The organism is Chryseobacterium cucumeris, from assembly GCF_001593385.1.
In the GTDB taxonomy this organism is placed as follows: Bacteria; Bacteroidota; Bacteroidia; order Flavobacteriales; family Weeksellaceae; genus Chryseobacterium; species Chryseobacterium cucumeris.
In genome coordinates this window covers 1,342,316-1,359,715 of record NZ_LUVZ01000001.1, presented here as the reverse complement: position 1 = coordinate 1,359,715, position 17,400 = coordinate 1,342,316, and the positions used below count along the sequence as shown (strand labels likewise).

20 protein-coding genes and 1 tRNA gene are annotated in these 17,400 nt (G+C 37.3%); 15 read left to right on the top strand and 6 right to left on the bottom strand.

All coding sequences use genetic code 11. The features are described from left to right. Positions 1-6: 6 nt before the first annotated feature. Positions 7-981 carry a PDDEXK nuclease domain-containing protein gene (locus tag A1704_RS06010; RefSeq protein ID WP_062671386.1) on the bottom strand — a complete coding sequence of 325 codons (975 nt, stop codon included), beginning with the start codon at positions 979-981 and terminating at the stop codon, positions 7-9. A 187-nt stretch (positions 982-1,168) separates the two neighbouring features. Here A1704_RS06010 and A1704_RS06005 point away from each other — a divergent pair, with 187 nt between their 5' ends. The 11 genes from A1704_RS06005 to A1704_RS05955 are packed head-to-tail and all read left to right on the top strand — an operon-like array spanning position 1,169 to position 10,126. Then, a complete protein-coding gene (locus A1704_RS06005) occupies positions 1,169-1,474 on the top strand; it encodes a DUF4134 domain-containing protein (protein ID WP_062671384.1) in 306 nt (101 codons plus the stop codon). A gap of 9 nt (positions 1,475-1,483) precedes the next feature. Continuing rightward, positions 1,484-1,816: a DUF4133 domain-containing protein gene (locus A1704_RS06000; RefSeq protein WP_062671630.1), complete on the top strand. Its 333-nt coding sequence runs from the start codon at positions 1,484-1,486 to the stop codon at positions 1,814-1,816. Further along, the gene (locus A1704_RS05995) at positions 1,813-4,332 is read left to right on the top strand and encodes a TraG family conjugative transposon ATPase (RefSeq protein WP_062671382.1); all 2,520 of its coding nucleotides are present in this window, start codon (positions 1,813-1,815) and stop codon (positions 4,330-4,332) included. The genes A1704_RS06000 and A1704_RS05995 overlap by 4 nt, the downstream gene beginning before the upstream one ends. Before the next feature lie 12 nt (positions 4,333-4,344). Further along, a complete protein-coding gene (locus A1704_RS05990; RefSeq protein WP_117753086.1) occupies positions 4,345-4,977 on the top strand; it encodes a DUF4141 domain-containing protein in 633 nt (210 codons plus the stop codon). 1 nt (position 4,978) lies between these two features. Continuing rightward, complete coding sequence (traJ, locus tag A1704_RS05985; RefSeq protein ID WP_062671380.1) at positions 4,979-5,971, top strand: conjugative transposon protein TraJ; 993 nt, start codon at positions 4,979-4,981, stop codon at positions 5,969-5,971. 12 nt (positions 5,972-5,983) lie between these two features. Continuing rightward, a complete protein-coding gene (traK, locus tag A1704_RS05980) occupies positions 5,984-6,607 on the top strand; it encodes a conjugative transposon protein TraK (RefSeq protein ID WP_062671378.1) in 624 nt (207 codons plus the stop codon). Beyond that, complete coding sequence (locus A1704_RS05975; protein ID WP_062671376.1) at positions 6,585-6,887, top strand: hypothetical protein; 303 nt, start codon at positions 6,585-6,587, stop codon at positions 6,885-6,887. The genes traK and A1704_RS05975 overlap by 23 nt, the downstream gene beginning before the upstream one ends. Before the next feature lie 3 nt (positions 6,888-6,890). Next, positions 6,891-8,189 (top strand): conjugative transposon protein TraM, encoded by a 1,299-nt coding sequence (gene traM / locus A1704_RS05970; protein WP_062671374.1) that lies wholly within the window; start codon positions 6,891-6,893, stop codon positions 8,187-8,189. A 14-nt stretch (positions 8,190-8,203) separates the two neighbouring features. Then, positions 8,204-9,106, top strand: a complete 903-nt coding sequence (gene traN, locus A1704_RS05965; RefSeq protein ID WP_062671372.1) for a conjugative transposon protein TraN — start codon at positions 8,204-8,206, stop codon at positions 9,104-9,106. Between the two features lies 1 nt (position 9,107). Then, positions 9,108-9,668 (top strand): conjugal transfer protein TraO, encoded by a 561-nt coding sequence (locus A1704_RS05960; RefSeq protein ID WP_062671370.1) that lies wholly within the window; start codon positions 9,108-9,110, stop codon positions 9,666-9,668. Between the two features lie 11 nt (positions 9,669-9,679). Beyond that, positions 9,680-10,126: a DUF3872 domain-containing protein gene (locus tag A1704_RS05955; protein WP_062671368.1), complete on the top strand. Its 447-nt coding sequence runs from the start codon at positions 9,680-9,682 to the stop codon at positions 10,124-10,126. A 189-nt stretch (positions 10,127-10,315) separates the two neighbouring features. On the opposite strand, the gene A1704_RS05950 is transcribed toward A1704_RS05955, so the two are convergent. Next, entirely contained in the window at positions 10,316-10,759 is a 444-nt protein-coding gene (locus A1704_RS05950; protein WP_062671366.1) for a JAB domain-containing protein, read from the bottom strand. Positions 10,760-11,481: 722 nt separating this feature from the next. Here A1704_RS05950 and A1704_RS24705 point away from each other — a divergent pair. Together A1704_RS24705 and A1704_RS23980 are read left to right on the top strand one after the other, a co-directional pair. After that, the gene (locus A1704_RS24705) at positions 11,482-11,643 is read left to right on the top strand and encodes a hypothetical protein (RefSeq protein ID WP_167348773.1); all 162 of its coding nucleotides are present in this window, start codon (positions 11,482-11,484) and stop codon (positions 11,641-11,643) included. Between the two features lie 19 nt (positions 11,644-11,662). Continuing rightward, positions 11,663-13,237, top strand: coding sequence for a recombinase family protein (locus tag A1704_RS23980; RefSeq protein WP_082798728.1), 1,575 nt, complete (start codon positions 11,663-11,665; stop codon positions 13,235-13,237). On the opposite strand, the gene A1704_RS05940 is transcribed toward A1704_RS23980, so the two are convergent. Further along, positions 13,191-13,270, bottom strand: a tRNA-Leu gene (locus A1704_RS05940). The genes A1704_RS23980 and A1704_RS05940 overlap by 47 nt on opposite strands. A gap of 92 nt (positions 13,271-13,362) precedes the next feature. Then, positions 13,363-14,130 (bottom strand): MBL fold metallo-hydrolase, encoded by a 768-nt coding sequence (locus A1704_RS05935; protein ID WP_062671362.1) that lies wholly within the window; start codon positions 14,128-14,130, stop codon positions 13,363-13,365. A gap of 54 nt (positions 14,131-14,184) precedes the next feature. On the opposite strand from A1704_RS05935, the gene A1704_RS05930 reads away from it, so the two are divergent. Further along, positions 14,185-15,612, top strand: coding sequence for a hypothetical protein (locus tag A1704_RS05930; protein WP_034692241.1), 1,428 nt, complete (start codon positions 14,185-14,187; stop codon positions 15,610-15,612). Between the two features lie 12 nt (positions 15,613-15,624). Beyond that, positions 15,625-16,074, top strand: a complete 450-nt coding sequence (locus A1704_RS05925; protein WP_062671360.1) for a GAF domain-containing protein — start codon at positions 15,625-15,627, stop codon at positions 16,072-16,074. Between the two features lie 52 nt (positions 16,075-16,126). Here A1704_RS05925 and A1704_RS05920 read toward each other — a convergent pair whose 3' ends face one another. Beyond that, positions 16,127-16,594 (bottom strand): cupin domain-containing protein, encoded by a 468-nt coding sequence (locus A1704_RS05920; RefSeq protein WP_062671358.1) that lies wholly within the window; start codon positions 16,592-16,594, stop codon positions 16,127-16,129. Between the two features lie 53 nt (positions 16,595-16,647). Beyond that, positions 16,648-17,388, bottom strand: coding sequence for an ABC transporter substrate-binding protein (locus A1704_RS05915; protein ID WP_062671356.1), 741 nt, complete (start codon positions 17,386-17,388; stop codon positions 16,648-16,650). Between the last annotated feature and the right edge of the window lie 12 nt (positions 17,389-17,400).

Sequence of the window (17,400 nt, the reverse complement as noted above, 5' to 3'; positions counted from 1 at the left end):
TTTCAACTAAGATCTGTTATCAAACAATTCGTGCAGTTTTTTCTGCAGAACCTTTTTGTCGGGAAGCTGCGTTTTGTATTCAGAAACCATTGTCGGAGAAAGACTTCTACTCAGCGCATATTCTACTACTTCGCTGTCTTTGTCTTTACAAAGCAGTACGCCGATGCTTGGATTTTCGTTCTGACGTTTAACATCCCTGTCCAGTGCTTCCAGATAAAAGTTAAGCTGACCCAGATGTTCGGGTTTGAATTTATCTGCTTTCAGTTCGAAAGCGACAAGGCATTGCAGCCCTCTGTGGAAGAATAAAAGATCGATATAAAAATCAGAATTGCCGACCTGTACTTTGTATTGCTCACTGATAAAAAGAAAATCCCGTCCTAACTCCAGGATAAAATTTTTCATCTGCTCAATTAAACCTTTTTGGAGATCATTTTCATTGAATGTTTCAGGCAGATTTAAAAAGTCAAATACATAGCTGTCTTTAAATGTATTGACTATATCAGCGTTAGTTTCTCTCAACACTGTTGAGAGTTTTGAATTTCCAATCATCGTTCTTTCAAAAAGGCTGCTGGATATCTGTCTCTCTAACTCCCGGAAGCTATAATTTTCCTGTTTGGTCAACTTGATATAAAATTCCCTTTCCTCGATTGATTTACACCTGGAGAATATGGACAGATTATGAGACCAGCTGATTTCTCTCAACAGTGTTGAGATTTTTGGAAATTCCTTGTAAGTCTCATAAAACTGCTTCATTCTCCAAAGATTCTTATCCGAAAAACCTTTTAGTTCAGGTTCATGAGTCTGGATAAAGTGAGAAAGTTCTTTAACCACAGATTGTCCCCATTCACTCAGCTCTACCTTTTTGCTGATATACTTACCAATATTCCAGTATAGATCGATGAGTTCCTCATTGACTTTTCTTATCGCATTGTTACGAGACTGTTTGATGAGCTCAATAATATCTGTGAACCTTTTATCCATGATTTCTTTTTTTTGAAATTCCTTACAAATTTACAATTATTTATACAGGAATTCTGACTGGCGCACGGTTCTTTGACAGCCAAAAGATTCCATCCACTGCCATTCCTGTTATTGAGTACCTAGACTCGGACATCTTTGTCTTCAAGCCTGTAAAGTGCGGGTTTCATAATCAAAAAATCTATTCATTATGAAAAAACAAAGAAAAAAATTGCTGTATGCTGTTTTAACATTGGTAACAATTAATTTGGTATTCGGCCAAGGCAATGGTTCAGCCGGAATTAACGAAGCTACACAGATGGTCACCTCTTATTTTGAGCCGGCTACCCAATTAATTTACGCCATCGGTGCAGTCGTCGGACTCATCGGAGGCGTAAAAGTCTATAACAAGTTCAGCAGCGGTGACCCTGATACCAGTAAAACTGCTGCCAGCTGGTTTGGAGCATGTATCTTCTTAATTGTTGCCGCAACCATTCTTCGCTCATTCTTCCTTTAAATGACGACTATGAATACCTATCATATCAATAAAGGAATAGGAAGGAAGGTAGAATTTAAAGGGTTAAAAGCGCAATACCTCTTTATCTTCAGTGGAGGACTCTTAGGAATATTGATTTGTGTTATGGTTATGTATATGGCAGGTGTCAATACCTATCTGTGTTTAATTCTCGGAGGAATCAGCAGTGGACTTCTTACCTGGCAGACTTTCGCATTGAATGGAAAATACGGTGAGCACGGTCTGATGAAAATGAGTGCTCAAAAAAAGCATCCGAAATACATCATCAGTCGAAAGAGTATTTATCGGTATCTGAAAATTAACCTTAAAAGAACAAACATATGAGAAATTCTTCCAAAGCAGCAACCTTGGAAAGCAAATTTCCACTGTTGGCGATTGAAAATGATTGTATCATTTCAAAGGACGCTGATGTGACCGTCTGCTTTAAAGTCAGACTCCCCGAGCTGTTTACTGTTGCTTCCGCTGAGTATGAAGCCATGCATTCCGCTTGGTTTAAGGCTATTAAAACACTCCCGGATTTCACCATCGTTCACAAACAGGACTGGTTTATTAAAGAAAACTACAATCCTGATTTGTCAAAAGAAGACCAGAGTTTTCTTTCCAAATCATTTGAAAGGCATTTCAATGAGAGGCCCTTTTTAAATCATTACTGCTATCTCTTTATAACGAAAACCAGTAAGGAGAGAATGAGGATGCAGAGCAATTTTTCTTCTCTCTGTAAAGGCAAGCTGATTCCAAAAGAGATTAAAGACAAAGAAATCATTGGTCATTTTCTTGAAGCGGTCGATCAGCTGGAGCGGATAATGAATGATAGTGGTTATATCCATCTGGAAAGGATGACAGAAGATGAGATAGCAGGAACTTCCGAGAGGTCTGGACTACTGGAGCAGTATCTGACTCTATCCCGTGAAACCCATCCACCATTGCACGATATTAAGCTGGGATCTGAAGAAATGCGAATCGGTAATAATCGGATTAGTATGCACACCTTATCGGATACTGAGGATTTACCAGGCACAGTCTCATCACATAGTCGTTATGAGAAATTAAGCACAGACCGCAGTGATTGTCTTCTTTCATTTGCTTCTCCGGTGGGACTTCTGCTAAGTTGTAATCACATTTATAACCAGTATCTGTTCATTGACAATAGTGATGAGAACCTTCGCCAATTTGAAAAATCAGCAAGGAATATGCACTCTTTAGCAAGATACAGCAGAGCCAATCAGATCAATAAGGAATGGATAGAAAAGTATTTGAATGAAGCACACTCTTATGGTCTTCAATCTATCCGTGCTCATTTTAATGTGATGTCATGGTCTGACAATTCTGCTGAATTCAAGCAGTTAAAAAATGATACGGGGAGTGCGCTAGCCTTAATGGAATGTAAGCCCCGTCATAATACCACGGATACAGCTACCTTATATTGGGCAGGAATTCCGGGTAATGCAGGCGATTTTCCTAGTGAAGAGAGCTTTTACACATTCATCGAACCTGCTTTGTGTTTTTTCACAGAAGAGACCAACTATCAGGATTCACCATCACCTTTTGGGATCAAGATGGCTGATCGCCTGACTGGAAAGCCTATTCATTTGGATATTTCAGATTTGCCGATGAAACAGGGGATTATTACGAATAGAAATAAGTTTATCCTTGGTCCATCGGGCAGTGGTAAATCATTCTTCACCAACCATATGGTGCGACAGTATTATGAGCAGGGAGCGCATGTCCTTCTTGTAGATACCGGAAATTCCTACCAGGGATTATGTGAACTCATTAAAGGAAAGACCAAAGGAGAGGACGGGGTTTATTTTACTTATACCGAGGACAATCCTATCGCTTTCAATCCATTCTATACTGATGAGGGTGTTTTTGACATTGAAAAAAGGGAGAGTATCAAAACCTTGATTCTGACTCTATGGAAAAGGGATGATGAACCACCAACCCGTTCAGAGGAAGTGGCCCTGTCCAATGCAGTCAGCGGATATATCGAAAGAATTAAAACCGATGACCAGTATCCTTCTTTCAATGGATTCTATGAGTACGTCAAAGATGATTATCAGAAAGTATTGGAGCAAAAGAAAGTCAGGGAAAAAGACTTTGATATTGCCAACTTTCTCAATGTGCTGGAACCGTATTACAGAAGCGGGGAATATGACTATTTGCTCAATTCAGAAAAGCAGCTGGACTTGTTATCAAAGCGTTTCATCGTATTTGAAATCGATCCCATTAAAGATCATAAAATTCTGTTCCCCATTGTGACGATTATCATAATGGAAGTCTTCATCAATAAGATGCGAAGGCTCAAAGGAGTCAGAAAACTCATTCTCATCGAAGAAGCCTGGAAAGCCATTGCCAAAGAAGGGATGGCAGAATACATTAAGTATTTGTTCAAAACGGTAAGGAAATTTTTCGGAGAAGCCATTGTGGTAACTCAGGAAGTCGATGATATCATCCACTCACCGATTGTGAAAGAAAGTATCATTAATAATTCAGATTGTAAGATTCTTCTTGACCAAAGGAAGTATATGAACAAGTTCGATGATATTCAGGCGATGCTGGGATTGACTGATAAAGAAAAGTCCCAGGTGCTGTCGATCAATATGAATAATGATCCACGAAGACTTTACAAGGAAGTCTGGATTGGACTGGGTGGAACGCACTCTGCAGTCTATGCCACTGAAGTTTCAACACAAGAATATCTGGCATATACCACTGAAGAAACGGAAAAGATGGAAGTGATGAATCTTGCATCGGAACTTGACGGCAATGTCGAACATGCCATCAAGAGGATTTCTCTTAAGAGAATCAAATCGAATAGAAAAGACAATTCAATCATTTAAAAATGTACAACAATGAAAAATTTAATCATTAAAACCTTAATGGTAGCATTCTTTGCTACCGTAACCTATACAAAAGCACAATTTGTCGTAACAGACCCTGCAAACCTGGCTTCGGGAATTTTGAACTCAGCCAATGAAATTGTACAAACTTCTTCAACGGTATCTAACGTTGTTAAGAACTTCAATGAAGTTAAGAAAGTATATGAACAGGGTAAAGAGTATTATGACCAGCTGAAAGCCATCAATAATCTGGTCAAAGATGCCAGAAAGGTTCAGCAGACCGTCCTTTTAGTGGGTGATGTTTCTGAGATGTATGTGAATAATTTCGGAAAGATGCTGAATGATCCCAATTTTAATGCTCAGGAATTAGCTTCCATTGCCAATGGTTATTCTGCGCTTCTTACGGAGAGCACGGAGCTATTGAAAGAACTCAAAGAGATCATCACTTCTAACGGTCTTTCTCTGAATGATAAAGAAAGGATGGATGTTGTTGACCGGGTTTATAAAGAGGTCAAAGCGTATCATAATCTGGTACGATACTATACCAATAAAAATATTTCGGTCAGTTATCTGAGAGCAAAAAAACAGAACAATACCCAAAGGGTGCTGGATCTTTACGGAACCTCCAATCAAAAATACTGGTAAGATGGAACCGAATAACTTACACGAAGTACTTCGTTCCGTTTATGAGGAAATGATGCCGATGTGCGCTGATATGGCTGCTGTGGCAAAAGGAGTCGCAGGATTAGGTGCTTTATTCTATGTAGCACTAAAAGTCTGGCAGTCCTTGAGCCGCGCGGAACCTATTGATTTGTTTCCCATGCTGAGACCTTTTGCCATAGGCATCTGCATTATGTTTTTTACCACATTGGTTTTAGGAAGCCTTAATGGGGTAATGAATCCGATTGTTCAGGGCAGCCACTCCATGTTGGAGAATCAGGTCTTGGATATGAACGAGCTGCAACAGAAAAAAGATCTTTTAGAACGGGAAGCGATGCTGAGGAATCCGGAGATGGCCTACCTTATTTCAAACGAAGAATTTGACAAGAAGCTGGAAGAGCTCGGATGGTCACCATCGGATTTGGTCACGATGTCCGGAATGTATATTGAACGGGAAATGTTTGCCATCAAGAAAGATATCAGAGATGGTTTCCGTGAGTTTCTTGAAATATTGTTTCAATCGGCAGCCTTAGTTATTGATACCATCAGAACCTTCTTTCTGATTGTCCTTTCAATATTAGGACCTATCGCATTTGCCATTTCTGTATGGGATGGTTTCCAAACTACTTTAACTCAATGGCTGACAAGATACATCAGTGTTTACCTATGGCTTCCTGTTGCTGATATATTCAGTGCCATTCTTGCCAAAATACAGACTTTGATTTTAGAACGGGATATCGAGATGCTCGCAGATACCACTTTCATTCCTGATACCTCCAATACAGTATACATCATCTATATGGTAATCGGCATCATCGGTTATTTTACGGTACCGACGGTAACTGGATGGGTGATTCAGGCAGGAGGTGCAGGCAACTTTATGCGTAATGTAAACCAAACTGCCACGAAATCAGGTAATGTTGCGGGAGCAGCAGTAGGTTCTGCGACGGGTAATATTTCGGGAAGATTATTAAAATAAAAATACAGTTCTATGGAATTTAAAACGTTAAGAAATATTGAGAGCAGCTTCAAGCAGATCCGTTTATTTACATTCGTTTTTGCGGTGTTGTGTTTTGGAGTCGTAGGGGTAGTTGTCTTTAAATCCTATCAATTTGCCGAGAAGCAGCGTCAGAAGATCTACGTGCTGGACAATGGCAAATCATTAATGGTCGCGCTATCTCAGGATATGTCGATCAACAGACCTGTGGAAGCAAGAGAGCATGTGAGACGATTTCACGAATTATTCTTCACCATTGCCCCAGATAAGAATGCTATTGAAAGCAATGTCAAAAGGGCTTTCAATTTGGCTGATCAATCCGCATTCAATTACTATAAAGACCTTCAGGAAAAAGGTTACTATAACAGAATCATTTCAGGTAATATCCAGCAGAGAGTTGAGGTAGACAGTGTCGTTGCCAACTTTGACACTTACCCTTATGACGTAAAAACTTATGCAAGACAATTCATTATCAGGTCCAGTAATCTTACCATCAGGAATTTAATTAGCAACTGTTCATTGGTTAATTCTGTACGGTCTGACAGCAATCCTCAGGGATTTATCATTGAAAAATTCAACGTGCTTGAAAACAGAGATGTCGAAACTGTTGAACGCTAATAAGACCGATATGAAAAAACTAATAGATACACTCGAAAATTATGTTGTAAAGATTGATACACAATGGATATCTCTTCCGGTAGAGCGACAAAAATTCCTGACCAAGGTTTTCTTTGGTGGTTATGTTTTGATAACCGTCATCGTCATTGTGAATATTTGTATTTCTACGGGTCAAAGAAGTAATACCATTTCTATCAATCATATTGACGGCATTTCTAAGAAACCTATCGAAAAAGGATCGAAGCATAATGAAATAGTAAACTCATCCACTAAAAAATAGAATATGAAAGATTCAGAGAAAATTAGAGTGACAGAAAATGATCTCTCCCAAAATTCTAACGGAGTGAATGATCATCCCAAGGCTCAATGGGAAAGATTAAAGAAACCTTTCATCTACTTTTTGATGGCTGCTGTATGTGCATCTTGCTTTTATCTCATCTTTAAGCCCAAAACCGATCATACCATTATTGAAGAGGCCGGATTTAATGCAGCTATTCCACAGGCAAAAGACGATCAATTGCAGTCTGATAAGCAAAAGGCTTATGAGCAGCAGTTATTAGAGCAAAAGAATGAAGAAAAGAGAAATTCAATAACAACTTTATCAGATTACTGGAATGACCAGAACGGTGTAAACTATAATAGCAACCCACCTTCTTCAACATCCACTAAAAGTGTACTTCAGCAATCCGATCAGAATGCTCTGAACAGTTATCGAAATACACAGCAGACCTTAAGCTCATTCTATAATCGGGATAATCAGGAGGTCAATAACCTAAGGAAAGAAATTTCAAGGCTAAAGAATGAGTCAATGCAAAATCATGCTGTTCCTGTGGGTCTGGGAATGAACGACCAGTTAGAGCTCATGGAAAAATCGTATCAAATGGCTGCTAAGTATCTTCCAACGATGCCAAAGCAGGAAAAACCAGCAGGAAAAGAAGAAATCGAAAAGTCAACGGAAAAGAAGGTTAAACTGACTTCAGCAATACCGGTACGTTCCAATGTTGTTTCCTCATTATACAGAGACCGGTCGGATAGTGCTTTTATCGCAGGTTTGAATCAGAATAGATTTTATGACAGTCAAAATGATTCAGAAAACTCAGTTCAAACAAAAAACGCAATAAGAGGTGTGGTCTATGAAACTAAGACTTTGGTCAACGAAAGTACATTATCTATAAGGCTTTCAGAAGCGATGAAAGTCGGACGATCTGAAATTCCAATTGGGAGTTTACTGATTGCAGTAAGCAAATTTCAGGGTGGGAGGCTTCAGTTAAAAATATCTTCCATTCAATCTCAAGGTAATATCTATCCTGTAGAAATCAATGTTTATGACACCGACGGTCAGATGGGATTGTATGTTCCTTATTCAGCGGAGCAGAATGCGGTAAGCGATATTGTAGCTAATATGAGCCAGACTTCAGGCACCGATATTATGATGACCCAATCTGCAGGGCAGCAGATTGCAGCTGATCTGAGCAGGGGAGTAGTACAGGGACTGTCGGGTTATTTTCAGAAGAGAGTCAGACAATTGAAAGTAACTGTAAAAGCTGGCCATCAGGTCTTCCTCTTACACCAAAATAACTAATCAAAAAAATAAAAATGAATACACAAAAGAGTCATTATATTCTCATTATGCTATTACTTCTATTAGTAAGCAAGGCATTTGGGCAGGATTCCGTGACAACCTATTATTCCCTGGAAGAGGGAAAATTAGAGCCTTTCAGGATACAGGTTACCTACAATAAAACCAGCCATGTGATTTTTCCATCACCCATACGATATGTTGATCTAGGTAGTGAATTGTTAGTTGCCAATAAGGCAGAGCCTATAGGAAACGTCCTTCGGGTTAAATCAGCTGTCAGGGATTTTGAAGAGGAAACTAATTTTTCGGTTATTACCGAAGATGGAAAATTTTACAGTTTTGATGCATCCTACAGTTCTTATCCGGAAATACTCAGCTATGATTTAGTAAAACTTCAGAGAGGTATTGAACGGCAGTATGCTACTGATGTATTATTTGAAGATCTTAAAGGAAGCTCAACTTCTCTAACCTGGCTCATTATGGAAAATCTTTACAGTAAAAGCAACAGAACTATTAAACATATTGTTTCAAAAAGCTATGGAATTGAGTTTTCAGTCAGAGCACTGCACGTTAATGACAACAAGTTTTATTTCACATTGCAGGTTAAGAATCAAAGTAATGTGGGGTATGCTATTGAATGGGTCAATTTTAAAATTGTCGATAAAAAGAACTTAAAGCGAACGGTCGTTCAGGATAAGATTTTAAAGCAGGTTCTTACCTATTTCCCGGAAAGGATAATAGCTGATCATTCAGACAGTAAAGGGATTTATATGCTTGATCAGTTTACACTCTTAAAAGATCAGGTTTTGGAGATTGAAATTCTGGAAAAGAATGGGGGAAGGCATCTGAAAGTACAGCTTGAAAATGAAGATCTTGTTCATGCAAGATTGATAAACAGTTTAACCATTAAAACGGAGTAAGATGCACAAAATATTTTTAACAGTAATCTTCATGATGATAATGGGTAGCAAAATATTTGCTCAACAGATGATTCCTAAGCAAATTGGTGTTGAATTTACCTATTCGGTATTTCCAAAATCTCCAGAAAAACAAAATTATATGTTAAGTACTGGGCTTGTTTCTTACTCGAAGAATGGTAATTACTTTTTTGGACTGGCAGAATATGGTAGAAAATATTATAAATATACAAGCGGCGATATCCCGATAGATAGTTTCCTGCTGAGCAGTGGGTACAGTTTTTATGTTTGGGGAGACTTCATACGAAATGTCAATTTTAATCTGGGAATTGGAGGTCTTGTTGGTTACGAGCAGATTAATAGAGGTGATGAATTGTTGTATGATGGATCAAAGCTTAACTCTACAGGTAATTTTATTTATGGGACGAACGGTAAGCTGTCTATTGAAAGCTATCTGACTGAGCATTTAGTTTTCCTGATCAACGGGCAACTTCGCTTTTTGAAAAATAGTCAAATGGCTCAAGTGAGTTCATTATTCGGTGTTGGAATAAGATATAACTTCTAAAATAGTGTAAAATGAAAAATAAAATTAATACAGTTAAAATACAATTCAAGTGTTTCTTGCTACTATTTGTAATCGGACTATTTATACAATCATGTGAGAAAGATGATTTGGAAATTCAGCAGAACTATCCTTTTAAGGTGTCGGTTATGCCGGTTCCCAAGGATATCGCTAAAGACGAGTATGTGGAGATTCGTATCAAAATTCTTCCTGAAGGTAATTTTGCTGACACCAAATATTATCTTCGATATTTTCAGTTTGAGGGAACAGGAAAGCTACAGTATTATAACACTCAACCCTATTTTCCCAATGATATTTATCCTCTGTATGAGAAAGAGTTCAGATTGTATTATACTTCAACCTCTGAAGTTTCACAATCATTTACGGTATGGCTTTCAGACAGTTTTGGAAATGAGAATAAAATTGAATTTCAATTCAACAACAAAAAGTTAGACGGATAAATACAATTTCTTTAGCTTGCAAATATATATATATTTCCACTTCAAATAAAACCATCTAATTTGAGAAGTATTGTTTAGTATTTGCGGAAAGATGGTTGGCCTCCTAAAGGACAGGCATCTTTCCGCGACGCCACAAGAATCCAGACCGGGAACCGGCTCTGGATTCTTATTTTTAGAAATTTAAGTCCCTTATAAAATACCTTCATCGGAGAAAGAGAAGGAGTCGGTTGAAGTTATTATACAATGATCAAGCAGGTTAATATTTAATAGTTGGGCAGCCTCCTTTATTTTTTGTGTGATGCCCATGTCTTCGCGAGAAGGTGTAAGGTTTCCGGAAGGATGGTTATGGGCTATAATAAATGATACGGCATTACATAATAGAGCTCCCTGCATGATGATTCTGATGTCAACAAGAGAAGAGGTAATTCCAGATTCTGATATTTTTTGTATTCCTAAGACCTTGTTAGCCTGATTCATATACATTGAGTAAAATGACTCTCTGTAGTCGATCTGATCTGCATCAAAATGTTCCCTGAAAATATCTGTAGCATCCTGGGAGTTCAGTACTTTTTTTTCAGCATTTCCTTTTCTTGTGTAGATCAATTTGATCTCATTTACGATATTATATTTCATTGTTATTGCTCTGAGTACGGCAGAGCCTTTTGTTTCCCGTACTTAAGTTAAAAAAGCATTTATTTAAAACACTATTTAAAACACTATTTAAAACACTATTTAAAACATCTTTGAAATGTTATGTATCTTTTCTGGGTCAAAAGCCTTTTCAATCTCTTCCGTTCTATTTCTTAAAAGCCTTTCAGGCTTCGCTGAATATTTTTCAAAAGAAAACCGGAAAAAAGAAAGCAGATATGAAGTGTTGACAATGAAAAAAAACAAAAGGAAACGGATTAATTGGAGGGTACCTTTAGGGAGGAAACCGTTTATGCCGTAGTCTTTTGGTTGGATTAGCATGACGGCTGGCAACAATACCTTAGCTGCCTTTTTACCGGTTTTTTTTGGAAAATGTTTCGTGTAATAACAGTCAATAACCTGTTTTTGTATATGAAATGAATGTTTAAATTAACAATGTTGATTTTATTTGTATTTTAGTTGAATCTAAGAATGATGAATTTCTTTGCATCAATTTTCTCTTGTTGCACCTAAAAAATAAATTTAAACGTAATCACATCTTTTATAAATAAAAATTTTTTCCGCCTGATGGTTGACGTTAAGTGTTTCGTTTGATTTTACATGTTTCAAGCGTTAGACATTTATATTTAAAAGCCAAATACATCGCATAAGTGTCTGGGTTTAATTTCAGAACAGTTGTCCAATACTTTTATTAAAAATGTATTGGTATGGAGAAGAAAGTTGAAATTAGTAACATTACCATAGAGGAGATTATCAAGATTTTTAAAGAAGAGGAGGGAATTGAATTGAGCATTGAGGAGGCGAAAAATATTTTAAGCTTTCTGACGATGCTCTTAAAAATTACCATTAAGAGTTTTTTAGAACAATAATATTTTCTAAGATTTATATATGAAAAAAGCCGATTTATATATCCGTGTGTCAACTGATGAGCAGGCAGATAAGGGATACTCGCAAAGAGATCAGGAGGAACGATTAAAACGTTATTGTGAAAACAATAACATTAAAGTAGGTCAAATCATTTATGAAGATTACTCAGCCAAGACTTTTATCAGGCCAGAGTGGATTAAATTACTGGATACGCTAAAGAAAAAAAGCTCAAAAACGGATCTGCTGCTTTTTACAAAATGGGATCGCTTCAGCAGGAACGCTGGCGATGCGTATCAAATGATTAACATGCTTAGGAAAATTAATGTTGAACCGCAGGCCATTGAGCAACCTTTAGATCTTTCAATTCCTGAAAATAAAATGATGCTGGCTATATATCTTGCTGCACCGGAAGTTGAAAACGACAGGCGCGCTCTGAATACTTATTATGGAATGCGCCGTGCTAAAAAAGAAGGCAGATTAATGGGAAGGGCACCTTATGGCTACGCTAACAGAATAACGGAAAACGGGAAAAAGTATGTAATTCCGAAGGAACCGGAAGCTTCCAATATGAAATGGGCATTTAATGAAATGTCCAAAGGCGTTTATTCAGCGAGCCAAATCATGGATATGATGAACAGAAAAGAAGGAAAGTCAGTTAAGATAAGTGCCTTTCTTGCAAGTTTACGGAATACCGCATATTGTGGGAAAATTTACGTGGAGCAATTCAATGAAGAGGAGGCTCATTTTGTTAAAAGTATTCATGAACCTTTGATCAGTGAAGAACTATTCGAAAAAGTTCAATGTATAATGGATGGAAATGTGAATCCAGCCAGACCTAATGTAAAAGTACTGTCTGACGATAATTTGCCATTAAGAGGTTTCCTTGTGTGTCCGGAATGTGGTCATTTGATTACAGGCAGTGCCTCTACGGGACGTTCTGGAAATAAATATTATTACTATCATTGCCAGTCCCCGTGTTCATACCGTTACAAATCTGAGATTATTAATTCTAAATTTTTAGAGATATTGCAGTCATTGGAAATGCGCATATCTATAAAAAATTATTTGAAAAAAGTACTGAGGCAAAATTTTGAAAAATTAATCAATAATCCCCAAAGAGAAAGGAAAGCAATTCTATTAGAAATAGATCGTTTAAACAGTAAATTGAAACAGGCAAGAAATAAACTGATGGAGGAAGTCATTGATGATGAAGATTATCTTGAAATTAAGACCGACTGTAAAGCACAAATTGAAAAGCTCGAAGCTAAATTAACTAAAGGAAAGGATAATAAGAAAATAGATTTTCAACAACTACTAGACCAAGCATTATCGAACCTAGTAGACCTTGCGAAAGTCTATACTGATGGGGATATCGAAGTAAAACGTAAAATAATTGGTTCGATATTTCCTGAAAAATTGCAATTTTCAAAAAATCATTATCGAACCACCCGACCCAATGTTTTGCTCTCTTATATATATCAGATAAACAATGAGTTAGGTATGAAAAAAAACCGGAAAGAAAGTGAATTATCACCTCTTTCCGGTCTTGTACCCAGGACCGGGATCGAACCGGTACTCCTAAGAACTGGTGTTTGAGACCAGCGCGTCTACCAATTCCGCCACCTGGGCTTGATGTTGATTTCAAACGTGATGTTTGTTTCAAATTGGTGTGCAAATATAGGAACTTTTTTCAATGTTCAAAAGCTTTTGAAGATTTTTTTTTAAAAATTAAATTCCAAACCATCGTAGGCAAGGTGTATTCCGGCCGGAAGCTCCTTATCTTCAATGTCATGCAGCCCCAGATGATGGCTGATGTGGGTTAAAAATAATTTTTTAGGTTTTAGCTCTTCAAATAATTTAATAACATCCGGAAGGATAAAATGGGCAGGATGGGGATCAAATTTTCTGATGCAGTTTAAGATCAGAATGTCAAGATCCTTTAGTTTTTCCTTCTCCGTTTCAGAAATAAACCCGGCATCCGTAATGTAAGCCAGCTTTTTAAACTTATATCCGAAAACAGTAATTTTATAGTGAATCACCTCCACAGGAGTGATTTCTGTGTCCAATACCTCAAAGGGCTTATTTTCTATTTCGTGTAGTTCAAAAGCGGGTGCACCGGGATACCTTACGTCAGCAAAAGCGTAAGGAAATCTGTTTTTTATCTCATGAGCCACTCTTGAATAGCAGTAGAGCGGTACATCTTTTCCACTTTTAAAAATCAGGGGCCGCATATCATCCAGACCGATCACGTGGTCATTATGTTCATGGGTAATTAGTGCAATGTCTACGGTATGTTCATGGTTGGTAAGCATTTGCTGCCTGAAATCCGGGCCGCAGTCGATCAGTATTTTTTTATTTTCTTCCGTAGTAATCATTACGGAAGAACGCAAACGTTTGTCTTTGGGATTTTCTGAAGTACACACTTCACATGTACAGCCTATAACGGGTACACCTTGAGAAGTACCGGTTCCTAAAAATTTCAACTTCATTTTGTTTTGAGGTTGGTTTAATTTTGGTAAATTTACAAAAAATTTCACGTCCTAATGTATCAGAAACTAACTCCTAAACAAAAAGCATTAACAATTAATCTAGATCCTACTATTTATGGTACTTTCGCAGAAATTGGAGCCGGGCAGGAGACTGTTCGCCACTTTTTTAGAGCAGGGGGAGCTTCAGGTACGATTGCTAAGGCAATGTCTGCTTATGACAAAGATTTTAGTGATGCCATCTACGGAAAAGAAGTAAAAAACAGGTACGTAACCCAAAACAGGCTTCGCAAAATGCTTCGATATGAAGTCGCTTTGATTGAAGAGAGAATTTCAAGAGATAATAATCCTGACAGGAAATTCTTTTCTTACGCCAATACGGTAACGACCATCAATTTTGATAAAACGGTAAAAGGCCACGGCTGGGTAGGAATCCGTTTTCAGACCAAAGAAAATGAAGATTATAATGAGATCGTTATCCACGTAAAATTCAAAGAAAATGATGCTACACTTCAGCAGGAAACCTTAGGAAACCTCGGAGTAAATCTTATTTTCGGAGCCTTTCATTATTTTGACAATCCAAGAACTTTAGTAGAATCTCTTTATGATGATATTGCAAAAGATAATCTGGAAATTGATATGATCGACTTCAGCGGACCTGCTTTTGCCTATGTTGATAACAGACTGATGTCTCTTCAATTGGTAAAGAATGGAATGACGGATGCGGTAATTTTCAATTCTCAAGGAAACAATATGCTTCCTGCAGATGTTTTGTACAAGAAAAATATTTTCGCGGTAAGAGGAAGTTTCAGACCAGTAACGAAAGTGAACATTGACATGCTTAAAAATGGTATGGATATGTTCTTCAAAGATGCTACCTGTACCCACGAAGAAACGGAGGTCCTTATTGAAATCACCATTTCCAATCTGAGAGCAGACGGAGATATTGATGAAAGGGATTTCCTGGATAGAGTAGACATTCTTGGAAAACTGGGGTACACCGTTATTATTTCAAACTTCTCTGAATATTACAGACTGATTGATTACTTCGCATCTTACACAAGTGGAGACATCGGAGTCGCCATGGGAGTAAATAATATGCTGATGGTATTCGATGAGAAATATTATAAAAATCTCTCAGGAGGAATTCTTGAAGCATTCGGTAAGTTTTTCAGAAACGGAATGAGAGTGTATCTGTATCCTTACAAAGATCCAGAAACTCATCAGCTGTTGGATTCTTCCAACCTGAAGGTAGAAGAAAATCTGAAAGAATTATACAAATACTTCAAACACAACAACCGTATCGTAGATATTACCAATTATAATCCTGAGTTTTTGGAAATTTATTCCAGAGAGATATTAAGAAAAATTGCATGTTGTGTGAAAGGCTGGGAAACTCAGGTTCCGGAAGGCGTAGCAGAAATGATTAAAGAGCGTGGAATGTTCGGATATAAAGAAGAGCTTTCCCTAAAACAATTCTCTTAAAATATAAATACAATGTCAGAATTAAAGAAAAGACTTTCCTCAATTCTTGAAAGTCCCAAACATAATACAGAAGAAAAACTTGAAAAAGTCTGCCACCTGTTGGATCAGGAGATTCCTTACTTCAACTGGACAGGTTTCTATTTCAAAAACGGAGATAAGGATGAATTGATTTTAGGCCCTTATGTAGGAGCGCCAACAGATCATACCATTATTCCTTACGGTAAAGGAATTTGTGGCCAGGTTGCTGTTTCCAATGAAACATTTGTAGTTCCTGATGTACACGAAGAAAGCAATTATTTAAGCTGTTCAATTGATACAAAAGCAGAAATTGTAGTTCCGATTTTTAAGGATGGAAAAAATATCGGTCAGATCGATATTGATTCTCACACCATTGATCCTTTCACGCAGGAAGACCGTGAATTATTAGAATGGCTTTGTAATGAAGTTTCTAAGATTTTATAATCAAAACTTACTATAAAAAAATAAAAACTCCGGCTGTAATAGCCGGAGTTTTTTATGGATTGTTGGTGGTAATCACAAACATAATTAAAGGTTCATCTCCAGTGTTTTCAACAGAATGATATCCTACAGAACTGATCGCTGTAATATCGCCTTTCTGCAGCACTTTCCTGCGTATTGCTCCTTCTGTTCCTGTTCTTTCACGATATTCTCCGGTTCCATGCACTACAACGTACAATTCCTGTTCATTTCTTAGATTGTGCGTGTGGAATCCAGATTCATCTCCTTTATTCAGTAAAACCATGTAGGCCGCCAGGCGGTTATTGGCCAGTTCTTCCTGATCAAACATCTGTATCATATAAACCGTTCCCTTTCCTCCATACATATTTTCACGTTTTTCTAAACGGGTGATGGTTCTTTCTTCCTTTCCAAATGCCATTACATAAAGATTGATGTATTTTAAAACCTCCTGCATAACATGATTGAATTCTGTTCCTTCAGATAGTATAACTGTACCAGACATGTGAATTGAATATTTAAAGTTTAATATTTAAAGTGTAAAGATGAGGTGAAAAACTAACCTTGCTGCATTGAATGAATTTCTGTGAGAAGTTCTTTAAAATAATTCTCACATTTGGCAATATGGGTTCCATACCAGGAAAAGGCTTCACCATCTACAATCATAATCTTTTTATCCGGATAGAAGACCTGCAGTTCTTCAATATGTTTTTCTTTAAACGGAAAAGGTTCGGATGAAAGCATAATGACGTCTGCCTCTACCAGATCTTCAGTGGTAATTTGTGGATAACGGGTTTTGTCTTTAAAAATATTTTCAAAACCAATTTCAGATAAAATCCTGTGGATGAAAGTATCTGATCCAATGGTCATATAAGGATTTTTCCAGATAAGATAAGCTGCTTTTACAGGAGATTCCAGTTGTGCCTGATTCAGAACATCATAAATTTTAAGATTGAAAAGCTGCGCTCTGTCTTCCTTTCCAAAAAGTTTTCCGAGGTTTTTAAGCAGGTAGTAATTATCCTCAATGGTATCAATATTGGTGACCATTACCTTGTGATCATCCATCAGAGCTTCCACCTGATCTTTTACATTCTCTTCCTTATTGGCAAGAATAAGATCCGGCTGTAATGCTTTAATTTTTTCAATATTAATATTCTTAGTTCCGCCGATTATGGGTACATTTTTTATTTTATCCTGAGGATGGATACAGAATTTTGTTCTTCCTACCACTTCATTTTCGGTCAGTCCAAGGTCGAATAAAGCCTCAGTAATAGAAGGTACAAGTGAAACGATTTTCATATTGGCATGTTA